This is a genomic window from Halomonas sp. HL-93, assembly GCF_900086985.1.
Lineage (GTDB): Bacteria > Pseudomonadota > Gammaproteobacteria > Pseudomonadales > Halomonadaceae > Vreelandella.
This window is the reverse complement of record NZ_LT593974.1, coordinates 389,027-406,289: the sequence shown is the minus strand read 5'-3', so window position 1 is coordinate 406,289 and position 17,263 is coordinate 389,027. Positions and strand designations below refer to the sequence as shown.

The window sequence follows — 17,263 nt, the reverse complement described above, 5'->3', positions numbered from 1 at the left end:
TAGCACGTTATAAGCATTGCTTGCGCAGTGGAGATTAGTCCAGCAACAACACGCTGGCAAAAGTAGGTTCGCCCTGTGCATTGGCAAGCGCCTGCTGAGCACCTGATGACGGCTCGTTGGCTGTCGGCTTGCTTCCCCACTGCCTGATTAAAGGTAACGGCTGACTGTTATTGCCTTGGCGATCATAGCCACCCAGACGCTCGTTTCTCGGCGGCACGCCAAAGTATTCACGGTAACACTTGGAAAAATGAGGCGTGGAAACGAAACCGCAAACGGAAGCGATCTCAATAATCGATAAGGAGGTTTGCTTAAGCAACTGCCGTGCCCGTACCAACCGCAACTTGAGATAATATTTAGACGGTGAGCAGAGCAGGTAGCGTTGGAACAACCGCTCTAACTGGCGACGGGACACATTAACGTAACGTGCCAATTCATCGAGTTCGATCGGTTCTTCAAGATTGGATTCCATCAAGGCGACGATTTCCAACAGCTTGGGCTGGGCAGTACCCAGCACGTGTTTGAGCGGCACACGCTGCTGATCCTGCTCGGTACGCACGCGCTCATAGATAAACATCTCTGAGATGCCTGCCGAAAGCTCGCGTCCATAGTCGTGGGCAATCAGGTTGAGCATCATATCCAGCGGTGCGGTGCCACCAGAGGCGGTGAATCGATCACGGTCGATAGAGAATAAATGCGGGGTCAGAACGACTTTTGGAAAAGCCTCCTGCATGGAAGCCAAGCACTCCCAGTGTACGCTGGTTTGATAGTGATCGAGCAGCCCCGCCTGCCCCAGCGCCCAGCTGCCCGTACATACCGAGCCTAACCGTTTTAGTTGGCGCGACTGCGACTGAAGCCAGCGCACGTGCTCCCGGGTAACGCTGTGCTGCGGGCCTACCCCGCCGCAAACGACCACCCACTCAAGCGACAGCGGGGTATGCATAGAGGCGTCCGGCGTCACCTGTAAGCCGTCGCTGGCGCGCACGGGCAAGCCGTCCTGGGTCAGGGTATACCAGCGATACAGCTCTCGGCCGGCCAACTGGTTGGCCATCCGCAAAGGTTCTATTGCGGATGCCAGAGAAATCAATGTGAAGTTATCTAACAGTAGAAAGCCCAGGGTTTGCGGTTCGCCTGTACGATTGAGCGGTGCTGTCTGGTCATTTGCTTGATGAGAACTCATCTTTACTACCTCGGTCACCTTTACGTCATCAAATTTTCTTGTTGATTTAGGTGTCGCTGGCGTTGTTCGGCTTCCCTGTGCGGCGTCAAATTCTCACCCACACATGGGTACTGCTCTTTAGTCGTATATTGGCACGAATAGTTTAAAACGCGACAAATTTTCTCTCGAAAAGCCAGCAACGCGTCGCAAATTAAACGCTCGATGTCGCTTTCAAACCGTGGGCTATGATCGCTCAGCAGAAAGGTCTGATTGGCGGCCATGCCTATGACACTTTATTTGATGACGTCTAGTTAATGAATGGCCTTAGAGCACCACCTCATAGCCTTCAAACTTGGGCGGGCCAAGGTAAATCCCTTCGGGCGACTTGGCATTGGCGTGAGCCTTGCGAAACGCCTCTGACTTGGTCCAGTCGCGGAAGGCTTCTTCCGACTCCCAGACACTGTGAGAAATAAACACGGTGTGATCTTCCTGACTTTCGCCTTGCAGCATTTGGAACTGTTTGAAGCCCGGCACTTCTTCCAGGTGAGAGTCACGGTTACGCCATACCTCTAGGAAGTCCTCTTCGCGGCCGGGGGCAATACGGAAACGGTTCATGGCAATATACATTGTGTCTCTCCTACGGGTTGGGTAGCGCTAGGTTGATTACGCAAACGGTAGCTTGATGGTAACGTCAAGGCGTAACGGCGGATAGCCCTTTGCCACTCGGGGGCGTATGGCGAACACACACCTTCAGGTCGTCTGGTTTAAGCGCGATTTACGTATCCATGACCACGCACCGCTTGCCAATGCGGCAGCGGCGGGCCCGGTCCTGCCCATCTTTGCGATCGAACCTGAACAGTGGCAAGCACCCGACAGTGCTCTGCGCCACTGGCAGTTTGCCGCTGACTCACTTATCGACCTTTCCAACGCCCTGGAGACGCTGGGCCTGCCGCTGTGTATTTGGCAGGGCGATATTGTCGATTTGCTGAACGCCCTGCAAGTGCACTACAGCCACTTTACCCTTCACTCCCACCAGGGAACCGGCAACGCCTGGAGCTTTGAACGCGATAAAAACGTTAACCAATGGTGTCGTCAACATGGCATTACGTGGCAGGAGGCTCGCCAACAGGGAGTGGTGCGGGGTCTAACCAGCCGCATCGGGCACAAAACTCGCTGGGAAACTCATTGGGAAACGCTAATGGCGGCGGCACCCTTTTCTGCACCGCAAAACGCGCGAGTGGCCCAAGGATGGCAAGCCTTTCATCACATCGACGTTGAGCAGCTTCATAACCTAACGCTGGGATTTGATACCACGCCCTGCCCCGAGCGCCAGTCAGGCGGTCGTCGCGAAGGCCGCGCAGTATGGCGCAGCTTTATCAACCAGCGCGGGCGGCGCTATCGTGGATCGCTGTCTAAACCTTTGCTTGCCTGGGAATTTGGCTCGCGGCTGTCGCCCCACCTGGCCTGGGGCACGCTTTCCATGCGCGAAGTGGTCCAATCACTGCGCCGCCAGCGGCAAAAGCACGTCGACGATACCGCCTGGGCCCGTTCGCTGCGCGCCTTTACCTCGCGGCTTTACTGGCACTGCCACTTTATTCAAAAGCTGGAAAGCGAGCCCAGTATCGAGTACCAGACGCTGCACCCGGCACTGTGCGGCCTGCGCGAACGCGACCCCGACCACCCCAACCTGATTGCCTGGAAGCGCGGCCAAACCGGGGTGCCGCTGGTGGATGCCTGCATGCGCAGCCTGATCGCCACCGGCTGGATTAACTTTCGCATGCGCGCCATGCTGATTTCCCACGCCACCTTTGGTTTAGGGCTGCACTGGCGTGAACCCGCCCTCCACCTGGCGCGGCTGTTTACCGACTTCGAACCGGGCATTCACTACCCTCAGGTGCAGATGCAGGCGGGCGCTACCGGCACCAACGCGCTGCGGGTCTACAACCCCATCAAGCAAGCGGAGGATAACGACCCCACCGGCGAGTTCATCGCCCGCTGGGTGCCGGAGTTAACTGCCCTGCCGCTGGAGTGGCGCGCCAAACCCTGGGCGCTGCCGGAAAGCCTGCACCAGCGATTCGGCTTTCAGCCCGGCGAGCACTACCCGCTGCCCAACGACTTTGAGTGTGAGGCGCGCCACTGGAAGAAGATGCTGTACGAGCTGCGTCGCACCCCGGATGCCCGAGACGCCAGCCAAGCGATTGTGGATAAGCTGGCTAGCCAGCGTCGGCCTTCAAAGCAGCGCGCTAAAAAAGCAAAACCCGCCAATCGGCAGCAGCTCTCGCTGTTTGATGACGGCGGGTTGGAAGGATAGGTAGCTGTTACCGCTTAGCTATAGCTAGCTTGTCAACAGAGGGCGCGGCCACATCGGGGAACAATACGGCATGGCATATGCGCCATGAGGAGGAGCCTAAAATTCGCCACATCGCTGATATTATTAGTGAATTTCTTCAGCAATGCCGCCAAACGCTACCCATCCTGCGTCTCGTTTGAGGAACGGCCGATATGTGCTTACTCAGTTGACAGGAAAGTGCCTAACGCCGCGCTTTGCAGCTGCTTTAGAGCGCCAGCGGAAACACAGCCCGACAACAGAACTTTGTAGCAACTTGCATCAATTGTTGCGTATTGCTACATTCAAGAAAACCCAACTTTGGAGGTACAAATGGCTACGAACAGCATTCGCTTAGATCAAAAGCTAATTGAAAAGGCAACCATTATGGCCAAGGCGCTTAATCGGACCCCGCCCAAGCAAATAGAACATTGGGCAAAAATCGGCGAAATCATGGAAGATAACCCCGACTTACCCTACGAGTTTGTAAGGCAGGCCATCATCGCGCAGGCAGAACGAGACGCCGGAAAGCTAGAGGCCTACGATTTTGGTTAAAGCCACGAGTGTCTTACAGACACCTACATTCAAAAAAGCGGTAAAGAAGCTCAAGCCTAACCAGAAAGAGGACCTTGATTTGGCCGTTAAGGAGCTTATGGCCAACCCTAACATCGGAGAACAAAAGAAAGGGGACCTAGCCTTCCTGCGAGTCCATAAGTTCAAGATGAACAAGCAACTGACGCTACTCGGCTACAGTTTTGATGATGGCACTCTTGTCCTTGAACTGATGGCACTAGGCTCACACGAAAACTTCTACCGCGATATTAAGCGTAAGCAGTGACGCTGTAACGCCCGCAGCACGCGCGGCTTTGTAATGGAGGCGAAGCCGCAATGAAAAAGGCGTCGCCGTGCCTGCGATACGTTGGAGGGTACCTGTATTGCTATTTTTCTCATCTAACCTGCCAAACCCAGCTTAGCACAAGGCCTTGGGAGCGAATGACTATCTCAGCTATGAGCTTTCAACGCATAACAAAACCCGCCAATCGCCAACAGCTTTCACTGCTTGACGATGGCGGGTTTAGTGCTGCTTAAACGGTATTAGCTAAGCGCTTCCAAAGACTGCTCGATAATGCTCAAGCCTTCTTCCAGCACGGCGACAGACACCGTCAGCGGCACCAGAATGCGGATGCTGTTGCCGTAGAAGCCGCAGGAGAGCAGGATCAGGCCCTTCTCACGCGCTTTGGCGCATAGCGCGCCGGTCATCTGCGCGTCCGGCTTGCCGTCGCTGTTAAGCAGTTCAAAGGCCGCCATGGCGCCTAGCTGGCGGCCGTGGGCAACGGCGGGGAAGCGCTCTTCCCATACCGCGAAACGCTCGGCCAGCATTTTGCCCATCTGCTCGCTGCGGGCCAGGATATCTTCCTCTTCAATCACCTCGATCACCGCCAGCGCCGCGGCACAGGAGAGCGGGTTGCCGCTGTAGGTGCCGCCCAGTGAGTTGGGGCCGGAGGCGTCCATCACCTTGGCAGAACCAACGACAGCCGAGAGCGGCATGCCGTTGGCCAGGCTCTTGGCGGTGGTGAGAATATCCGCCTCAATGCCACTGTGCTCCAACGCAAACAGCTTGCCGGTGCGGGCAAAGCCGGACTGCACTTCGTCAGCGATCAGCAAAATGCCGTGTTCGTCGCACAGCGCGCGCAGCGCTTTTAAGTAGCCCGGTGAGGCAATGTAGAAGCCGCCTTCGCCCTGTACCGGCTCAATCACGATGGCCGCTGTGCGGTGCGGGGCGATATCGGTCTTGAACAGCGTGCGAATGGCGTCCAGCGACGCCTCTTCGCTAATGCCATGTAGCGGATTGGGGAACGGTGCGCGGAACACGTCGCCCGGCATCGGGCCGAAGTCGTTCTTGTAGGGAAGCACCTTACCGGTCATCGCTAGGGTCATCATGGTGCGGCCGTGAAAGGCGCCGTCGAAGGTAATGATGCCGGTGCGGCCAGTGGCGGCGCGGGCAATCTTCACGGCGTTTTCCAGCGCTTCGGCACCGGTGTTCACCAGCATCGCCTTGCGCTCGGGGCCGCGCACCGGGGTAAGTTCACAGAGCTTTTGACACAGCTGCACATAGGGCGCGTAGGAGATCACCGCGGCGCTGGTGTGCATGACTTTCTTGAGTTGCGCTTCTACCGCGGCGACGATTTTCGGGTGGCGGTGGCCCAGATTGAGCACGCCAATGCCGCCCGCGAAGTCGATCCAGCGGTTGCCGTCGGCATCCCACAGTTCGGCGTTTTCAGCATGCTCGGCAAACTGGGTGGTGGGCGTCGCAGCACCGTTGGCCACAAAGCGGTTTTTTAGTTCGTTCAGTTCTTGGTTCGTCATCATCGTTCTCTTTATAAACCGCCAACACAGACGTATTTCAGTTCGGTAAATTCATCAAGGCCATGGTGTGAACCTTCGCGGCCCAGGCCGGACTCTTTCACGCCGCCAAACGGCGCCAATTCGGTGGAGATCAGCCCTTCGTTGACGCCGACCATGCCGTACTCCAACTGCTCCATGGTGTGCCAAATGCGGCGATAATCCGTGGCGTAGAAGTAGGCCGCCAGGCCAAACGGGGTATCGTTGGCCATGGCGATAGCTTCTTCATCGCGCTGGAAGCGGAACACCGGCGCTACCGGGCCAAACGTCTCTTCGTCGGCTACCGCCATCTTGGTAGTGACATCGGCGAGTACCGTGGGGGTAAAGAAGCGCTCGCCTGCGGCGTGGGACTTGCCGCCACACATCAGCTTGGCTCCCTGACTCATCGCGTCATCGACGTGGCGCTGCACTTTATCCACCGCCGCCTGGTTGATCAGCGGGCCGATAATGCTGCCCTCTGCCAGGCCATCACCTACTTTTAACGCATTCACACGCTCGGTGAGCTTGCTGACAAACGCATCGTAAATGCCGTCCTGCACCAAAAAGCGGTTGGTACACACGCAGGTCTGCCCGGCGTTGCGGAATTTAGACGCAATCGCACCGTCAACGGCGGCATCCACATCGGCGTCGTCAAACACAATAAACGGTGCATTGCCGCCCAGCTCCATGGCGGTTTTCTTCACCGTGCTGGCGCACTGGGCCAGCAGGTGTTTGCCCACCGGGGTCGAGCCGGTAAACGACACCTTGCGCACACGTGAATCCGTGGTGAGCACCTCACCGACTGCGGCCGGTGCTGACGCGGTAATCACGTTAATGGTGCCTGCGGGCAGGCCCGCCTCCAGCGCCAAATAAGCGGCGGCAAGCGCCGTTAACGGTGTCGCCTCTGCGGGTTTGATGACCACGGTGCAGCCAGCGGCCAAAGCCGGTGCGCACTTGCGGGTAATCATCGCCAGCGGGAAATTCCAGGGGGTAATCGCCGCGACGACACCCACCGGCTCGCGCAGTACCAGCAGGCGCTTGTCGGCACCGTGGCTGGGCAGGGTTTCCCCGGCCATGCGCTTGGCTTCTTCGGCGAAGAACTCGATGAACGAGGCGCCGTAGATCACTTCGCCTTTGGCTTCCGCCAGCGGTTTGCCCTGCTCCAGGGTCATCAAACGGGCCAGGTCGTCGGCGTGCTCATGGATAAGCTCAAACCAGCGGCGTAACAGCGCCGAGCGCTGCTTCACTGGGGTAGCGCGCCAAGCGGCACCAGCGTTATAAGCAGCAGCCACCGCGTCACGGGTATCGTCGGCGTCCATATCAGCCACCCGGGCAATGATTTCGCCGGTAGCGGGGTTATCCACCGCAAAGGTTTGCTTGCCTGTGCGCCACTCGCCGCCTACAAGAGCGGGAACCGCGTCGTGCAACCACTGATCGATAAAGCTCATGACATTCTCCAGAAATCTTTTGGGTCGGCTTACATCTCAGCTTTCATGTGGCGATCGCTGTAGTCGCGCCCATAAGTGTGCAGCGCATGGAAGTACAACCCGATCCCCAGTAGCGTCCATACGGCAAGGATGATCCACTCTGCAGTGCCCAATGCTGCTGGGCTTCCCGGCAGGTAAAGGCAGGCCATGCCAAACGAAAGCACGACGGCCAAGGTGCCGCATAGCTTGCCGTAACTCACTTTGAACGGACGGGGCATATCCGGCTCGCGTACGCGAAGCACCATGAAAGACACCGCCACAAACAGGTACGCGAGTACAATCCCCAGGCCACCGGCATTGACGATCCACACCAGCGCGGGGCGGCCGAATAACGGGGCAAGGCAGGACAGAAAGCCCATTAAGAAAATAGCGTTGGTGGGCGTTTTATAGCGCGGATGTAGCTTGGAGAAGACGGCTGGCAGCATGCCCGCATTGGCAAGTGCGTAGATAGCCCGCGAACCGCCGATGTAAAAGGCATTCCAACTAGTAATGATCCCGGCGATACCGGCGATCACCATCAGATTACCCGCCCATGAAGCATTGAACAGGCTCTCCATGGCGTCGGGCACGCTTAGCGAACTGGCACCGATTGCTTCGTTATCCAGCGCCAGGCTGGTGGCTAGGATAATCAGCGAGTACCACACCACCGCCAAAATCACCGAGACCATCAACACTTTGCCGATGGCTTTGTAAGGCAAGTTGATCTCTTCAGCGGCTTGTGGGATGACATCAAAGCCGACAAACAAGAACGGCACCATCACGATAACCGCAATAATACCGGATATCACACTGCCCTCAGACTGTGAAAATAGAGGCATCATATTGGCGGTGCTGCCCTCAAACAGGGAGCCGGTAACAAACATCACCCCCACCAGCAGAATCACCCCTGTGACCACTTTTTGCAGCAGTGCGGCCGTGCTCACGCCAAAGTAGTTGATGATCATCATGGCAAGCGAGCCGCCAACGCCCACTGCCACCCAGGTGGCTTTAACTTCCCAGCCAGCAATGGTCCACATGTGGCCGACGGCGTAGTTGGGCGCAAGATGCTCGACCACTGTTGGCAGCGCGACGGCTTCAAACGCCACCACGCTTAGATAGCCTAATATGATCGCCCATGTGCAGAAGAAAGAGGGCCAATGGCCTAGCGCGCGGTAGCTGTAAACATGCTCACCGCCGACTTTAGGCATCGCCGAAGCAAGCTCAGCATAGGTTAGGCCGACTAAAACAATCGCTAAACCACCAATGATAAAGGCTAGAATGGCGCCTACGCTGCCAGCAGATTGAATGGCGGTGCCGGTAAGGACAATCCAGCCCCAGCCGATCATGGCGCCAAATGCCAGGGCGAGTACGTCGCCGCGGGCCAGCACCCGGACGAGTTTGGCTTGTTCTGAAGAAGACGTTGTCATAGCGCAGAGTCCTGCAAGTTATTGGATGTTGTCATGGGCGCTCTGAGGCGCAGTATCCCGATTCCGCTTTAACGGAATAACCACACGCTAGCAGGCAGCGGGCAGAACGCGAATGCACCACTTTGGCGTTCGACTAGACCACTTTCTGGGCGCACCAAATTAGTGCGCAACTTGCATTCGACTTTCGTAGTAACACCCGATCATTGCCGGCTTAAAGTGCGACAGGAGACTTTCAAAATGGACCATACGGAGGCTTTGCACCACTTTGAACAGCTTTATGCACACCAGCCTGAACAGTTGAGTAAGCAAGTCCGTATCGAGTTGGCACTGCGCCAGGCGATTACCCATCAATGGCCTACTGGGCTGCGCTTGCCTTCCCACCGTGCCCTGGCCAGTGCTGTGGGGGTGTCTCGCCAAACCCTGGCGCAAGCAGTCGGCACGTTACTTGAGGAGCAATTGCTTAAAACCGCCCACGGCCAGGGGACCTGGACCTGCAAGCCGGCGGTTCTTGCAACGACATTGCCAGTCAACACCCAACTCTCAAAGCGCGCCCAGCGCGTACTAGACGGCCCCGGCGCCAGCATGATTCAAAGTGGGGCCTTTGTCCCCGGCATTCCCGATATTGCCCAGTTTCCGATGCGCAAGTGGCGGCAGCTGTATGCCAGTGTCACCGTGCCGCAGAATGCCCTGCTGCTGTCTTACTCCACCGGCGGCTATGGGCCGCTTAAACGTGCGATACGCGATTTTCTGGCGCGCTGGCGCAACATCAGTTGCGATACCGAGCAAATTATTATCACCGACGGCACTCATAACGGGATCCAGCTGTGCGCCATGGCGCTGGCCGATGTGGGCGATACCGTCGCAATGGAGTCGCCTTGTTACTGGGGGGCGCGCAATGTGTTTACCGCTGCGGGGTTAGACATCCAGATGTTGGCGTGGCAGCCCGGTAACGGGCATTCGCTGCCCTCCGATACCGGCCCGATAAAACTGGCCTACTTGACCGGTTCCCACCACTATCCACTGAGCGTGCCCACCAGCGCCGAGCATAAGCAACAGCTTTGTGATGCCTTGTCGCCCAGCTACGTGGTGGAAGACGACTACGAATTTAACCGCGACGATCACGCTAACCTGCTCTTCGATGCGCACTCGGCGCGCCACTTGCTGGTCGGCTCGTTTTCCAAGATGATGTTTCCTGGCTTGCGCTTGGGCTACCTGGTCGTACCGCATCATCTAGCAGGGCCAATGAACCGCCTACGCAGCGAGCTTTTCCGCGAAGGGCGCATGCTTGATCAGGCCGTACTGGCGCAATTCATTTTTGATGGTGACCTGGACGCCTGGTGCCGCCGTATCCAGCGTGACTATTTAGGCCGCCAGCAGGTACTGCATGACCAGCTAGGCTCGCTGCCACAGGTGCGCAGCGTCTCACCGCCGAGCAGCGCCATCAGCCTATGTGTTGAGTTTGAGCCGGGTATCAATGATGTGCAGATCGCCCAAGCACTGTTAAAAGAACATCTGGTTGTGCGTCCACTTAGCCCCGTATGCGCCAAACACGACCCACGGGTTGGTCTGGTAATGGGCGTGGGAATGCTTTCGGGGGAAACATTGGTGCGCGAAGCCCAGCGATTACGCCGTTGCTTAGAGAGCCTGCTACGCTAGCGTGCGATTTGTGAGCAGCCACTCATTTAACGATAACAATTTATTCACAAGGACTTTGTCATGCCCCGCCCTGTTGATGGATTTATCGCTCGCCACTGGCCGGCTTTCGCTACGCTTCGCCGTTGGGTGCCGCTAGGCCTAGTTCTGGCGCTCTCGGGCTGCGCTACCTTCGCGCCCAACCCACCCGAGGATCAAAGCAACATCTGCGAGATTTTCCGCGAACAGCCCAGCTGGTATGACTACGCCCAAGAGTCTCAGGAGAAGTGGGGCACGCCGATCGCCACCCAGATGTCATTTATTCAGCAGGAATCGTCGTTTCGTAGCCACATTCGACCAGACCGCAAGTACTACCTGGGCTTTATCCCCGGCCCGCGACCTTCTTCAGCCAAAGGCTACGCCCAGGCCCAAGACCCTGTGTGGAGTGAATACGAAGATGACGTAGGCGGGCTATTTTCCCGCCGCACGCACATGAAACACGCCACCGATTTTATTGGCTGGTACAACCAACGCACCCGCGAACAAACCGGCGTTTCACTCAGCAACCCTGAACACCTTTACCTGGCCTATCACGAAGGCGCAGGCGGCTATCAGCGCGGCAGCTACCGTGGTAAACCCGCCGTACAGCGGGCCGCCAGCCAAGTCGCCACGCGGGCCAGCCGCTACCAATCGCAACTCAACAGCTGCGAAGCGGAATTCCAATGCCGCAAGTTTTATCAGGTATGGCCGTTCTGTCGTAGTTAAGGGATCTGACGATGTCACTATGGATTGGTGCAGCCCTGGTTAGTGTGGTGTTTTTTACGTCGATGCTCTCTGGCGTATTTGGCATGGCGGGCGGTTTGGTACTGCTGTGGTTTCTACTGTTGATCTTTCCTGCAGGCACGGCAATGGCGGTGCACGGCGTAATACAGCTCACCGCGAATGGGTCACGGGCATGGCTATCGCGGCGCTATATTGTCTGGCGTATCGTTGCCTTTATGACCCTTGGCGTATTGAGTGCCGCTGGCTTGCTGCTGTTGTTCAACTACAGCCCTAACGCCGCCAGCGTATCGATTTTGATAGGCCTGATGCCGATTTTGGTATGGATGCCCAAGCGCTGGTTTCACCTGGATGCCAACCGCGCCAGCCACGCGCTGTGCTGTGGTATCGCTTCTGGCGGTTTGACAATTGCGGCGGGGGTTTCCGGGCCACTTATTGATATTTTCTTTGTGCGCTCTCGCATGGATCGACGTCAGGTAGTCGCCACCAAGGCGATGATTCAGGTGGTGGCGCACAGCATTAAAATCATTTTCTACCTGGGTGCCGCCATGTCGCTTAGTGCCGGAGAGTGGGGCATTGTCCTGCTAGCGGCGCCGTTTGCGATCTTTGGTACCCACACCGGCAACCGCATTTTACACCGCCTCACCGATGCCAACTTCCGCACCTGGACCCGCTGGATCGTCACCGGTATTGGGGTCTTCTACTTCTTGCAAGGGGTCTTTCTGCTCACCCGCTAGCGTTGCAGCAGAGTCCAAGCGATTTGCGCGCCATCATTGCTGCAACAGTTGCCGCACAATATAAGCCAGTAATGTCAGAACGTCTTACCAGGTGTAGCACAGCTAATTATCTTACAGGGTGCATCTCCGGTATTTCGGAAACGATGCGGAACGCTTGTCTTGAAATAATACGATTCACCCGGCCCTAAGCGTCTAGCGGTGCTTCCCACGATGATTTCGATTTCACCTTCTATGACGAAGCCAGCCTCTTCACCGTAGTGAGCAATCATCGCCTGCCCTGTGTCAGCGCCCGGTTGATAATTCTCAACCATAAATGCCAACGCGCGATTAGGCCGATTCGCTCCTACAAGCTTGTAGGAAATATCACCAGAGGCGATATCAACAAGCTCATCAGCCGAATAGAAAACCTGCTCCTGACTATCAAGGTCCATCGTAAAAAAATCACCGACGCTTATGGAAAATGCGTTCAGAATTTTCTTCAGGGAACTGACTGACGGGCTAACTTTTCCCTGCTCTATCAGCGAAAGACTAGAGTGAGTAACTCCACATAGCTTTGCCAGCTCACGCTGCGAAATTCCCCGCTGCTTGCGCAAGGAACGCAAACTCGCACCCACGTCATCCGACATGCTTGTTTCACTCCCTCTCAATAAGTGAATTAGGTTATTTCGACTATCTATTGAGGGCACATAATAGCGCAAAAAAAACCCCACGGCTGTGGGGCAAAAACTTAATTAAAAGGGTACTTCCGGTAAAAGATAATTCGCCTAATCGGTGTGCACCATCGTGCTCAGCTCAAGCACTTCGAGCATCAGCCAAGCCAGAGTCCACTTCAGCCTCTTGCGGTACGTCTTCGTAAGCAATCCGGAAACCGGTAAAGCCGTAAAGAATGGCAAATAGCGGACTAAGCAACGCTAGAAAGGCATAGGGCGCGTAGCTGAAAGCACTGACACCAAGCGTGGCAAACATGAAGGCACCACAAGTATTCCAAGGTACTAGCGGTGATGTCATGGTGCCGGCATCCTCTACCGTGCGCGAAAGGTTTTTCAGCTTAAGCGAGCGACGCTGGAACTCGTTGGCATACATACGGGCAGGTAGGATAATGCTCAAATACTGATCACAACCTACTACATTAGCGGTCATCGCCGTCGCCACCGTGGTAGCGATCAAGCTGCCAGTCGTCTTGGCCAGTTTAAGCAGGCTTTCTACAATAGTGCGAAAGAAACCCGCAGACTCAAGAATCCCGCCAAAGCTCATTGCAATGATGATCAATGAAACCGTCCACATCATGGCGTCAGTACCGCCGTTGGTCAGCAGGTCGTCCACCGTGACATTGCCAGTGTCTACCGAATAGCCTTCCACAAAAATAGTGAAGCTATCGTCTAGAGGCACACCCTGAACCACAATCGCGCAGACGATCCCCATTAGCGAACCAACAGCAAGCGCAGGGATAGCCGGCACCTTTTTGATCATCATCACGATTACTGCCGCAGGCACTAGCAGCAGCCAGGGGCTAATGATAAAGAGCTCATTTAAGCTCTGCTGCAACTCGGCGACTTGTGTCGCGCCATCGCCGGAAGGCGTCATGTTCAGACCAAGAATGGTGTAAAGCACCAGCGCTACTGCAAGCGCAGGAACCGTGGTGTAGAGCATATAGCGAATGTGTTCAAACAGATCGACACCGACGACACCTGGCGCCATGTTGGTAGTTTCGGAAAGCGGAGAAATCTTGTCGCCAAAATAAACCCCAGAGATCACGGCGCCGGCTACCATCGCCGGATTAAGGCCTAGTCCTTCACCGACCCCCATCAGAGCGATGCCAATAGTGCCGGCCGCCGTCCAGGCGTTACCGCCAGCCAGCGATACCAAGCAGCAGATCAGGCACGCCGCGACCAAAAAGTAGTCCGGTGCCAGAATACTCAGCCCGTAATAGATCATGGTGGGCACAATGCCACCGGCAATCCAGTAGCCAATAATGGTGCCGATAATGATGAGAATCACAATCGCCTGAGTGGTCAGGCCAATAGAGCGCATGATTCCCGCTTCGAGATGCTTCCAGCGACTACCCGTCGCAATAGCCACTATCGTCGCGACAATCGCACTCAAAAAAAGTGGCAAGTGCGGATCCGTCTCGAAATAGCCGATAAAAATGCCCAATGATGCCGCCATAAACACAATAGGTATCATGGTCGCTTTCAAACTTGGGCGGGGAGTTTCTTGGTCTTCTTTAGCAGTGTGGTCAGTCGACATAATGTCCTCACTTAATATTTGATTATTGGTCGTCGTATTTCCGTTAGGAAATCCTTGCAGTGATGGCGACTCCGATCCTTCTTATGCTTGTTTTTATTGGTTTTTCAGGCACAAGGCCCCCTCGGCGAGGGGCACGGCTTTTGCCGTGACACCTAGCGCTGTTGAATCGAATCAATAAAGGGTGAAGTACCCAGGTGAAGTTCGTTACGAACTTCGAGGGTTCAAACGCTCAGCGACATCCACACCGTCTTCACTTCGCAGTATTTCTCCTGCGCATGAAGCGATTTATCGCGCCCATTGCCCGACTGTTTAACGCCGCCAAAGGGTACTGTCTGATCGATACCCGCCCAGTTATTCACGTATACCTGACCGGATTGCAGACGCCGAGAGACCCGCATAATGCGGTCAATGTCCTGGCTCCAAACGCCGGCAGCGAGGCCAAAGTCACTATCATTGGCCAGTGCAATCGCTTGCTCTTCGCTGTCGAAACCGAACACGCTCAGCACGGGGCCAAAGATTTCTTCGCGGCCAATGCGCATATCGGGAGTAACGTCATCGAAAATCGTCGGCGACAGGAAATATCCCTGGGAGTGATTGGCTTCACCCCCTAGCGTCAGGGTGGCGCCTTCGCTTTCGCCTTGGCGAATATACTCAAGTACCCGGTGGTACTGCGCTTCATCGACCATGGCGCCCATGAAGCTATCCGGGTCGAGCGGGTCTCCTGGCTGCATGTGCTCAGCGGCTTTCACCACACGGGCCACAAACTCCTTGCGAATACTGTTTTCCACCAACAGGCGCGAACCGGCAATACAGACTTCACCTTGGTTGTGGAAAATAGCTTCTGCAGCGCTTTGGGCGACGGCATCTAGATGCTGACAGTCCGCAAAAACGATGTTTGGGCTTTTGCCACCGCACTCTAGAAACACGCGTTTCAGGTTGGATTGTCCGGCGTACTGCATGAGCTGTTTACCCACCGCCGTGGAGCCGGTAAACGCCAAGCAATCTACCTGCATGGAGAGCGCCAGTGCTTTGCCCACCGTATGGCCGTAACCGGGTAAAACCTGAAATACGCCGTCAGGAATACCGGCTTCCTGGGCAAGATGCGCCAAGCGCAGCGCCGACAACGGCGATTTTTCCGACGGTTTGAGAACCACGCTGTTGCCCGCGGCCAGTGCCGGGGCAATCTTCCAGGACGTCATCATCAGTGGAAAATTCCATGGCACGATCGCCGCAACAACGCCCATGGGTTCACGTAGCACCAATCCGAGCGCACGATCTCCCGTGGGGGCCACTTCGCCATAGAGTTTATCGATACATTCCGCCTGATAGCGCAAGCAGGCAACGGTGCCTGCCAAATCCCCAAGCGAGCTGGAAATCGGCTTACCCATATCGAGCGTATCGAGTAACGCCAACTCATCGCGGTGCGTCTCTACCAAATCCGCGAGGCGCAGCAACACGCGCTTGCGTTGACTCGGAGGGCAACGTGACCAGACACCGCTATCAAAGGTTTCACGGGCCGCTTGCGTTGCACGCTCAGCCTCTGGCGCATCGCAGCTGGCCACCTCGGCAAGCACGCTTCCGGTAGCAGGATTGATACTGGTCAGTGTGCTGCCACCTGCGGCGGCCACAAACTCACCATTGATAAAAGCGCGCGTTTCAAAGCTCAGTGACGCTGCTTTTGCTTGCCAGTCGGCTAGGGTTTTCGTGTTATCTGCCGCCATTATGCACTCTCCATGGGGTGTGTTATCGCCAGCTTTTCGGCTGTTTTGTCCAGTGCCAAACGCGCTTTGCTCACCAGTTCATCAATTTCACTGTGCGTGATGATAAGCGGCGGGGATATCACCATGGTGTCGCCCACTGAGCGCATCACTAGCCCGCTTTCGAAACACAAATCACGACACAGATTGCCTACCGAAAGGGATTTATCGAAGCGCACACCGGTCGTCTTGTCAGCAACCAGCTCAAGTGCCCCGATCAGGCCTAGCGAGCGAGCTTCACCAACTAACGGGTGTTCCGCCAACGCCTGCCAACGTTTCGCCAGATAAGGGCCCAGGTCATGGCGAACGTTGTCGACCACCTGCTCACTTTCCATCAGCTCGAGGTTTTTAAGCGCCACAGCCGCACAGACCGGGTGGCCGGAGTAAGTAAAGCCGTGGAAGAACTCACCGCCATCTTCTATCAATGTATCGGCCACGCGGTCTCCCACCAGCACCGCGCCAATGGGCAGATAGCCCGACGACAAGCCCTTGGCAATCGGCATCAGGTCAGGTGTTAGCCCATAGTGAGTACTGCCAAACCACTCGCCTAAACGCCCGAAACCGCAAATGACTTCGTCGGCAATCAGCAAAATATCGTACTTAGCCAGTACCTCTTTCACCGCAGGCCAATAGCTGTCCGGCGGAATGATGGCACCGCCCGCGCCCTGCACCGGCTCGGCAATAAAGGCGGCCACGTTGTCTTCACCCAACAACAGGATCTGCTTTTCTAGCGCTTGGGCACACTGCTTGCCGAAGGCCTCCTGACTCATGTCGCGCCCTTCGCCAAACCAGTAAGGCTGGCCAATATGGGTAATGCCCGGCACACAAGGGCCGCCTTGATCGTGCATCGGCGCCATGCCGCCAAGGCTCATGCCTGCAACGGTAGAGCCGTGATAACCATTGTCACGCGAGATGATCCATTGCTTTTCCGGCTTGCCTTTGATCGACCAATAGCGGCGCACCATGCGCAGCACGGTATCGTTGGCTTCAGAGCCGGATCCCGTGAAGAACACATGATTGATATGCTCGGGTGCCAGCTCACTTAACTTAGCTGCCAGCTTCACTGCTGGTGGGTGAGTAGTTTTGAAAAAGTTGTTGTAATACGGCAATTGCTGCATCTGATTGGTGGCAGCATCCACCAGCTCCTGACGGCCATAGCCGAGGTTGACGCACCACAGGCCCGCCATACCATCAAGGATGCGATTGCCTTGGCTATCGTTGATATACACCCCATCAGCATGGGTAATGATGCGACTGCCCTCTTCTCCGAGTGATTTAAAGTCGGAGAATGGGTGAAGGTGGTGCTGGCGATCCAGCGTTTGGTAATCCTGGGTCTGCATGAGCATGGCTCCT

At 56.2% G+C, this 17,263-nt stretch carries 16 protein-coding genes; 6 read left to right on the top strand and 10 right to left on the bottom strand.

Going from position 1 to position 17,263, the window contains the following annotated elements; genetic code table 11:
• Positions 1–34 precede the first annotated feature (34 nt).
• From GA0071314_RS01810 to GA0071314_RS01800, 3 genes are read right to left on the bottom strand one after another with little or no spacing between them, the layout of a single operon-like run.
• A complete protein-coding gene (locus GA0071314_RS01810; protein ID WP_074395041.1) occupies positions 35–1,177 on the bottom strand; it encodes a GlxA family transcriptional regulator in 1,143 nt (380 codons plus the stop codon).
• A 20-nt stretch (positions 1,178–1,197) separates the two neighbouring features.
• Positions 1,198–1,437 carry a hypothetical protein gene (locus GA0071314_RS01805; RefSeq protein ID WP_074395040.1) on the bottom strand — a complete coding sequence of 80 codons (240 nt, stop codon included), beginning with the start codon at positions 1,435–1,437 and terminating at the stop codon, positions 1,198–1,200.
• 43 nt (positions 1,438–1,480) lie between these two features.
• Positions 1,481–1,783: an antibiotic biosynthesis monooxygenase family protein gene (locus tag GA0071314_RS01800; RefSeq protein WP_074395039.1), complete on the bottom strand. Its 303-nt coding sequence runs from the start codon at positions 1,781–1,783 to the stop codon at positions 1,481–1,483.
• A gap of 106 nt (positions 1,784–1,889) precedes the next feature.
• On the opposite strand from GA0071314_RS01800, the gene GA0071314_RS01795 reads away from it, so the two are divergent.
• From GA0071314_RS01795 to GA0071314_RS01785, 3 genes are all read left to right on the top strand, one after another.
• Positions 1,890–3,467, top strand: coding sequence for a cryptochrome/deoxyribodipyrimidine photo-lyase family protein (locus tag GA0071314_RS01795; RefSeq protein WP_074395038.1), 1,578 nt, complete (start codon positions 1,890–1,892; stop codon positions 3,465–3,467).
• A gap of 348 nt (positions 3,468–3,815) precedes the next feature.
• Complete coding sequence (locus GA0071314_RS01790) at positions 3,816–4,037, top strand: TA system antitoxin ParD family protein (protein ID WP_074395037.1); 222 nt, start codon at positions 3,816–3,818, stop codon at positions 4,035–4,037.
• Positions 4,030–4,320, top strand: coding sequence for a type II toxin-antitoxin system RelE/ParE family toxin (locus GA0071314_RS01785; RefSeq protein WP_074395036.1), 291 nt, complete (start codon positions 4,030–4,032; stop codon positions 4,318–4,320). The genes GA0071314_RS01790 and GA0071314_RS01785 overlap by 8 nt, the downstream gene beginning before the upstream one ends.
• A gap of 257 nt (positions 4,321–4,577) precedes the next feature.
• Here the strand turns inward: GA0071314_RS01785 and gabT are convergent, their stop codons facing one another.
• Genes gabT through GA0071314_RS01770 form a run of 3 tightly spaced genes read right to left on the bottom strand, consistent with a single transcriptional unit; the run spans position 4,578 to position 8,757 of the window.
• On the bottom strand, positions 4,578–5,849 hold the full coding sequence (gene gabT, locus GA0071314_RS01780) for a 4-aminobutyrate--2-oxoglutarate transaminase (RefSeq protein ID WP_074395035.1): 1,272 nt from the start codon (positions 5,847–5,849) through the stop codon (positions 4,578–4,580).
• Positions 5,850–5,860: 11 nt separating this feature from the next.
• Positions 5,861–7,312, bottom strand: coding sequence for an NAD-dependent succinate-semialdehyde dehydrogenase (locus tag GA0071314_RS01775; RefSeq protein WP_074395034.1), 1,452 nt, complete (start codon positions 7,310–7,312; stop codon positions 5,861–5,863).
• Positions 7,313–7,341: 29 nt separating this feature from the next.
• Positions 7,342–8,757 carry an APC family permease gene (locus GA0071314_RS01770; RefSeq protein ID WP_074395033.1) on the bottom strand — a complete coding sequence of 472 codons (1,416 nt, stop codon included), beginning with the start codon at positions 8,755–8,757 and terminating at the stop codon, positions 7,342–7,344.
• A 237-nt stretch (positions 8,758–8,994) separates the two neighbouring features.
• Here GA0071314_RS01770 and GA0071314_RS01765 point away from each other — a divergent pair, with 237 nt between their 5' ends.
• From GA0071314_RS01765 to GA0071314_RS01755, 3 genes are read left to right on the top strand one after another with little or no spacing between them, the layout of a single operon-like run.
• Positions 8,995–10,413, top strand: coding sequence for an aminotransferase-like domain-containing protein (locus GA0071314_RS01765; RefSeq protein ID WP_074395032.1), 1,419 nt, complete (start codon positions 8,995–8,997; stop codon positions 10,411–10,413).
• A 60-nt stretch (positions 10,414–10,473) separates the two neighbouring features.
• Positions 10,474–11,154, top strand: a complete 681-nt coding sequence (locus GA0071314_RS01760) for a transglycosylase SLT domain-containing protein (protein WP_074395031.1) — start codon at positions 10,474–10,476, stop codon at positions 11,152–11,154.
• 11 nt (positions 11,155–11,165) lie between these two features.
• On the top strand, positions 11,166–11,906 hold the full coding sequence (locus GA0071314_RS01755) for a sulfite exporter TauE/SafE family protein (RefSeq protein ID WP_074395030.1): 741 nt from the start codon (positions 11,166–11,168) through the stop codon (positions 11,904–11,906).
• Between the two features lie 74 nt (positions 11,907–11,980).
• On the opposite strand, the gene GA0071314_RS01750 is transcribed toward GA0071314_RS01755, so the two are convergent.
• The 4 genes from GA0071314_RS01750 to GA0071314_RS01735 form a co-directional block, all read right to left on the bottom strand.
• Positions 11,981–12,532 carry a cupin domain-containing protein gene (locus tag GA0071314_RS01750; protein ID WP_082934174.1) on the bottom strand — a complete coding sequence of 184 codons (552 nt, stop codon included), beginning with the start codon at positions 12,530–12,532 and terminating at the stop codon, positions 11,981–11,983.
• Positions 12,533–12,698: 166 nt separating this feature from the next.
• Entirely contained in the window at positions 12,699–14,153 is a 1,455-nt protein-coding gene (gene nhaC / locus GA0071314_RS01745; RefSeq protein WP_074395029.1) for a Na+/H+ antiporter NhaC, read from the bottom strand.
• A 221-nt stretch (positions 14,154–14,374) separates the two neighbouring features.
• Positions 14,375–15,874 (bottom strand): aldehyde dehydrogenase, encoded by a 1,500-nt coding sequence (locus GA0071314_RS01740; protein ID WP_074395028.1) that lies wholly within the window; start codon positions 15,872–15,874, stop codon positions 14,375–14,377.
• Entirely contained in the window at positions 15,874–17,250 is a 1,377-nt protein-coding gene (locus tag GA0071314_RS01735; protein ID WP_074395027.1) for an aspartate aminotransferase family protein, read from the bottom strand. The genes GA0071314_RS01740 and GA0071314_RS01735 overlap by 1 nt, the downstream gene beginning before the upstream one ends.
• Positions 17,251–17,263 lie beyond the last annotated feature (13 nt).

Coding starts and splice junctions, on each gene's coding strand:
- GA0071314_RS01810 (WP_074395041.1), bottom strand. CDS start 1,177: ATGAGTTCTCATCAAGCAAATGACCAGACAGCACCGCTCAATCGTACA.
- GA0071314_RS01805 (WP_074395040.1), bottom strand. CDS start 1,437: ATGGCCGCCAATCAGACCTTTCTGCTGAGCGATCATAGCCCACGGTTT.
- GA0071314_RS01800 (WP_074395039.1), bottom strand. CDS start 1,783: ATGTATATTGCCATGAACCGTTTCCGTATTGCCCCCGGCCGCGAAGAG.
- GA0071314_RS01795 (WP_074395038.1), top strand. CDS start 1,890: ATGGCGAACACACACCTTCAGGTCGTCTGGTTTAAGCGCGATTTACGT.
- GA0071314_RS01790 (WP_074395037.1), top strand. CDS start 3,816: ATGGCTACGAACAGCATTCGCTTAGATCAAAAGCTAATTGAAAAGGCA.
- gabT (WP_074395035.1), bottom strand. CDS start 5,849: ATGACGAACCAAGAACTGAACGAACTAAAAAACCGCTTTGTGGCCAAC.
- GA0071314_RS01775 (WP_074395034.1), bottom strand. CDS start 7,312: ATGAGCTTTATCGATCAGTGGTTGCACGACGCGGTTCCCGCTCTTGTA.
- GA0071314_RS01770 (WP_074395033.1), bottom strand. CDS start 8,757: ATGACAACGTCTTCTTCAGAACAAGCCAAACTCGTCCGGGTGCTGGCC.
- GA0071314_RS01765 (WP_074395032.1), top strand. CDS start 8,995: ATGGACCATACGGAGGCTTTGCACCACTTTGAACAGCTTTATGCACAC.
- GA0071314_RS01760 (WP_074395031.1), top strand. CDS start 10,474: ATGCCCCGCCCTGTTGATGGATTTATCGCTCGCCACTGGCCGGCTTTC.
- GA0071314_RS01755 (WP_074395030.1), top strand. CDS start 11,166: ATGTCACTATGGATTGGTGCAGCCCTGGTTAGTGTGGTGTTTTTTACG.
- GA0071314_RS01750 (WP_082934174.1), bottom strand. CDS start 12,532: ATGTCGGATGACGTGGGTGCGAGTTTGCGTTCCTTGCGCAAGCAGCGG.
- nhaC (WP_074395029.1), bottom strand. CDS start 14,153: ATGTCGACTGACCACACTGCTAAAGAAGACCAAGAAACTCCCCGCCCA.
- GA0071314_RS01740 (WP_074395028.1), bottom strand. CDS start 15,874: ATGGCGGCAGATAACACGAAAACCCTAGCCGACTGGCAAGCAAAAGCA.
- GA0071314_RS01735 (WP_074395027.1), bottom strand. CDS start 17,250: ATGCAGACCCAGGATTACCAAACGCTGGATCGCCAGCACCACCTTCAC.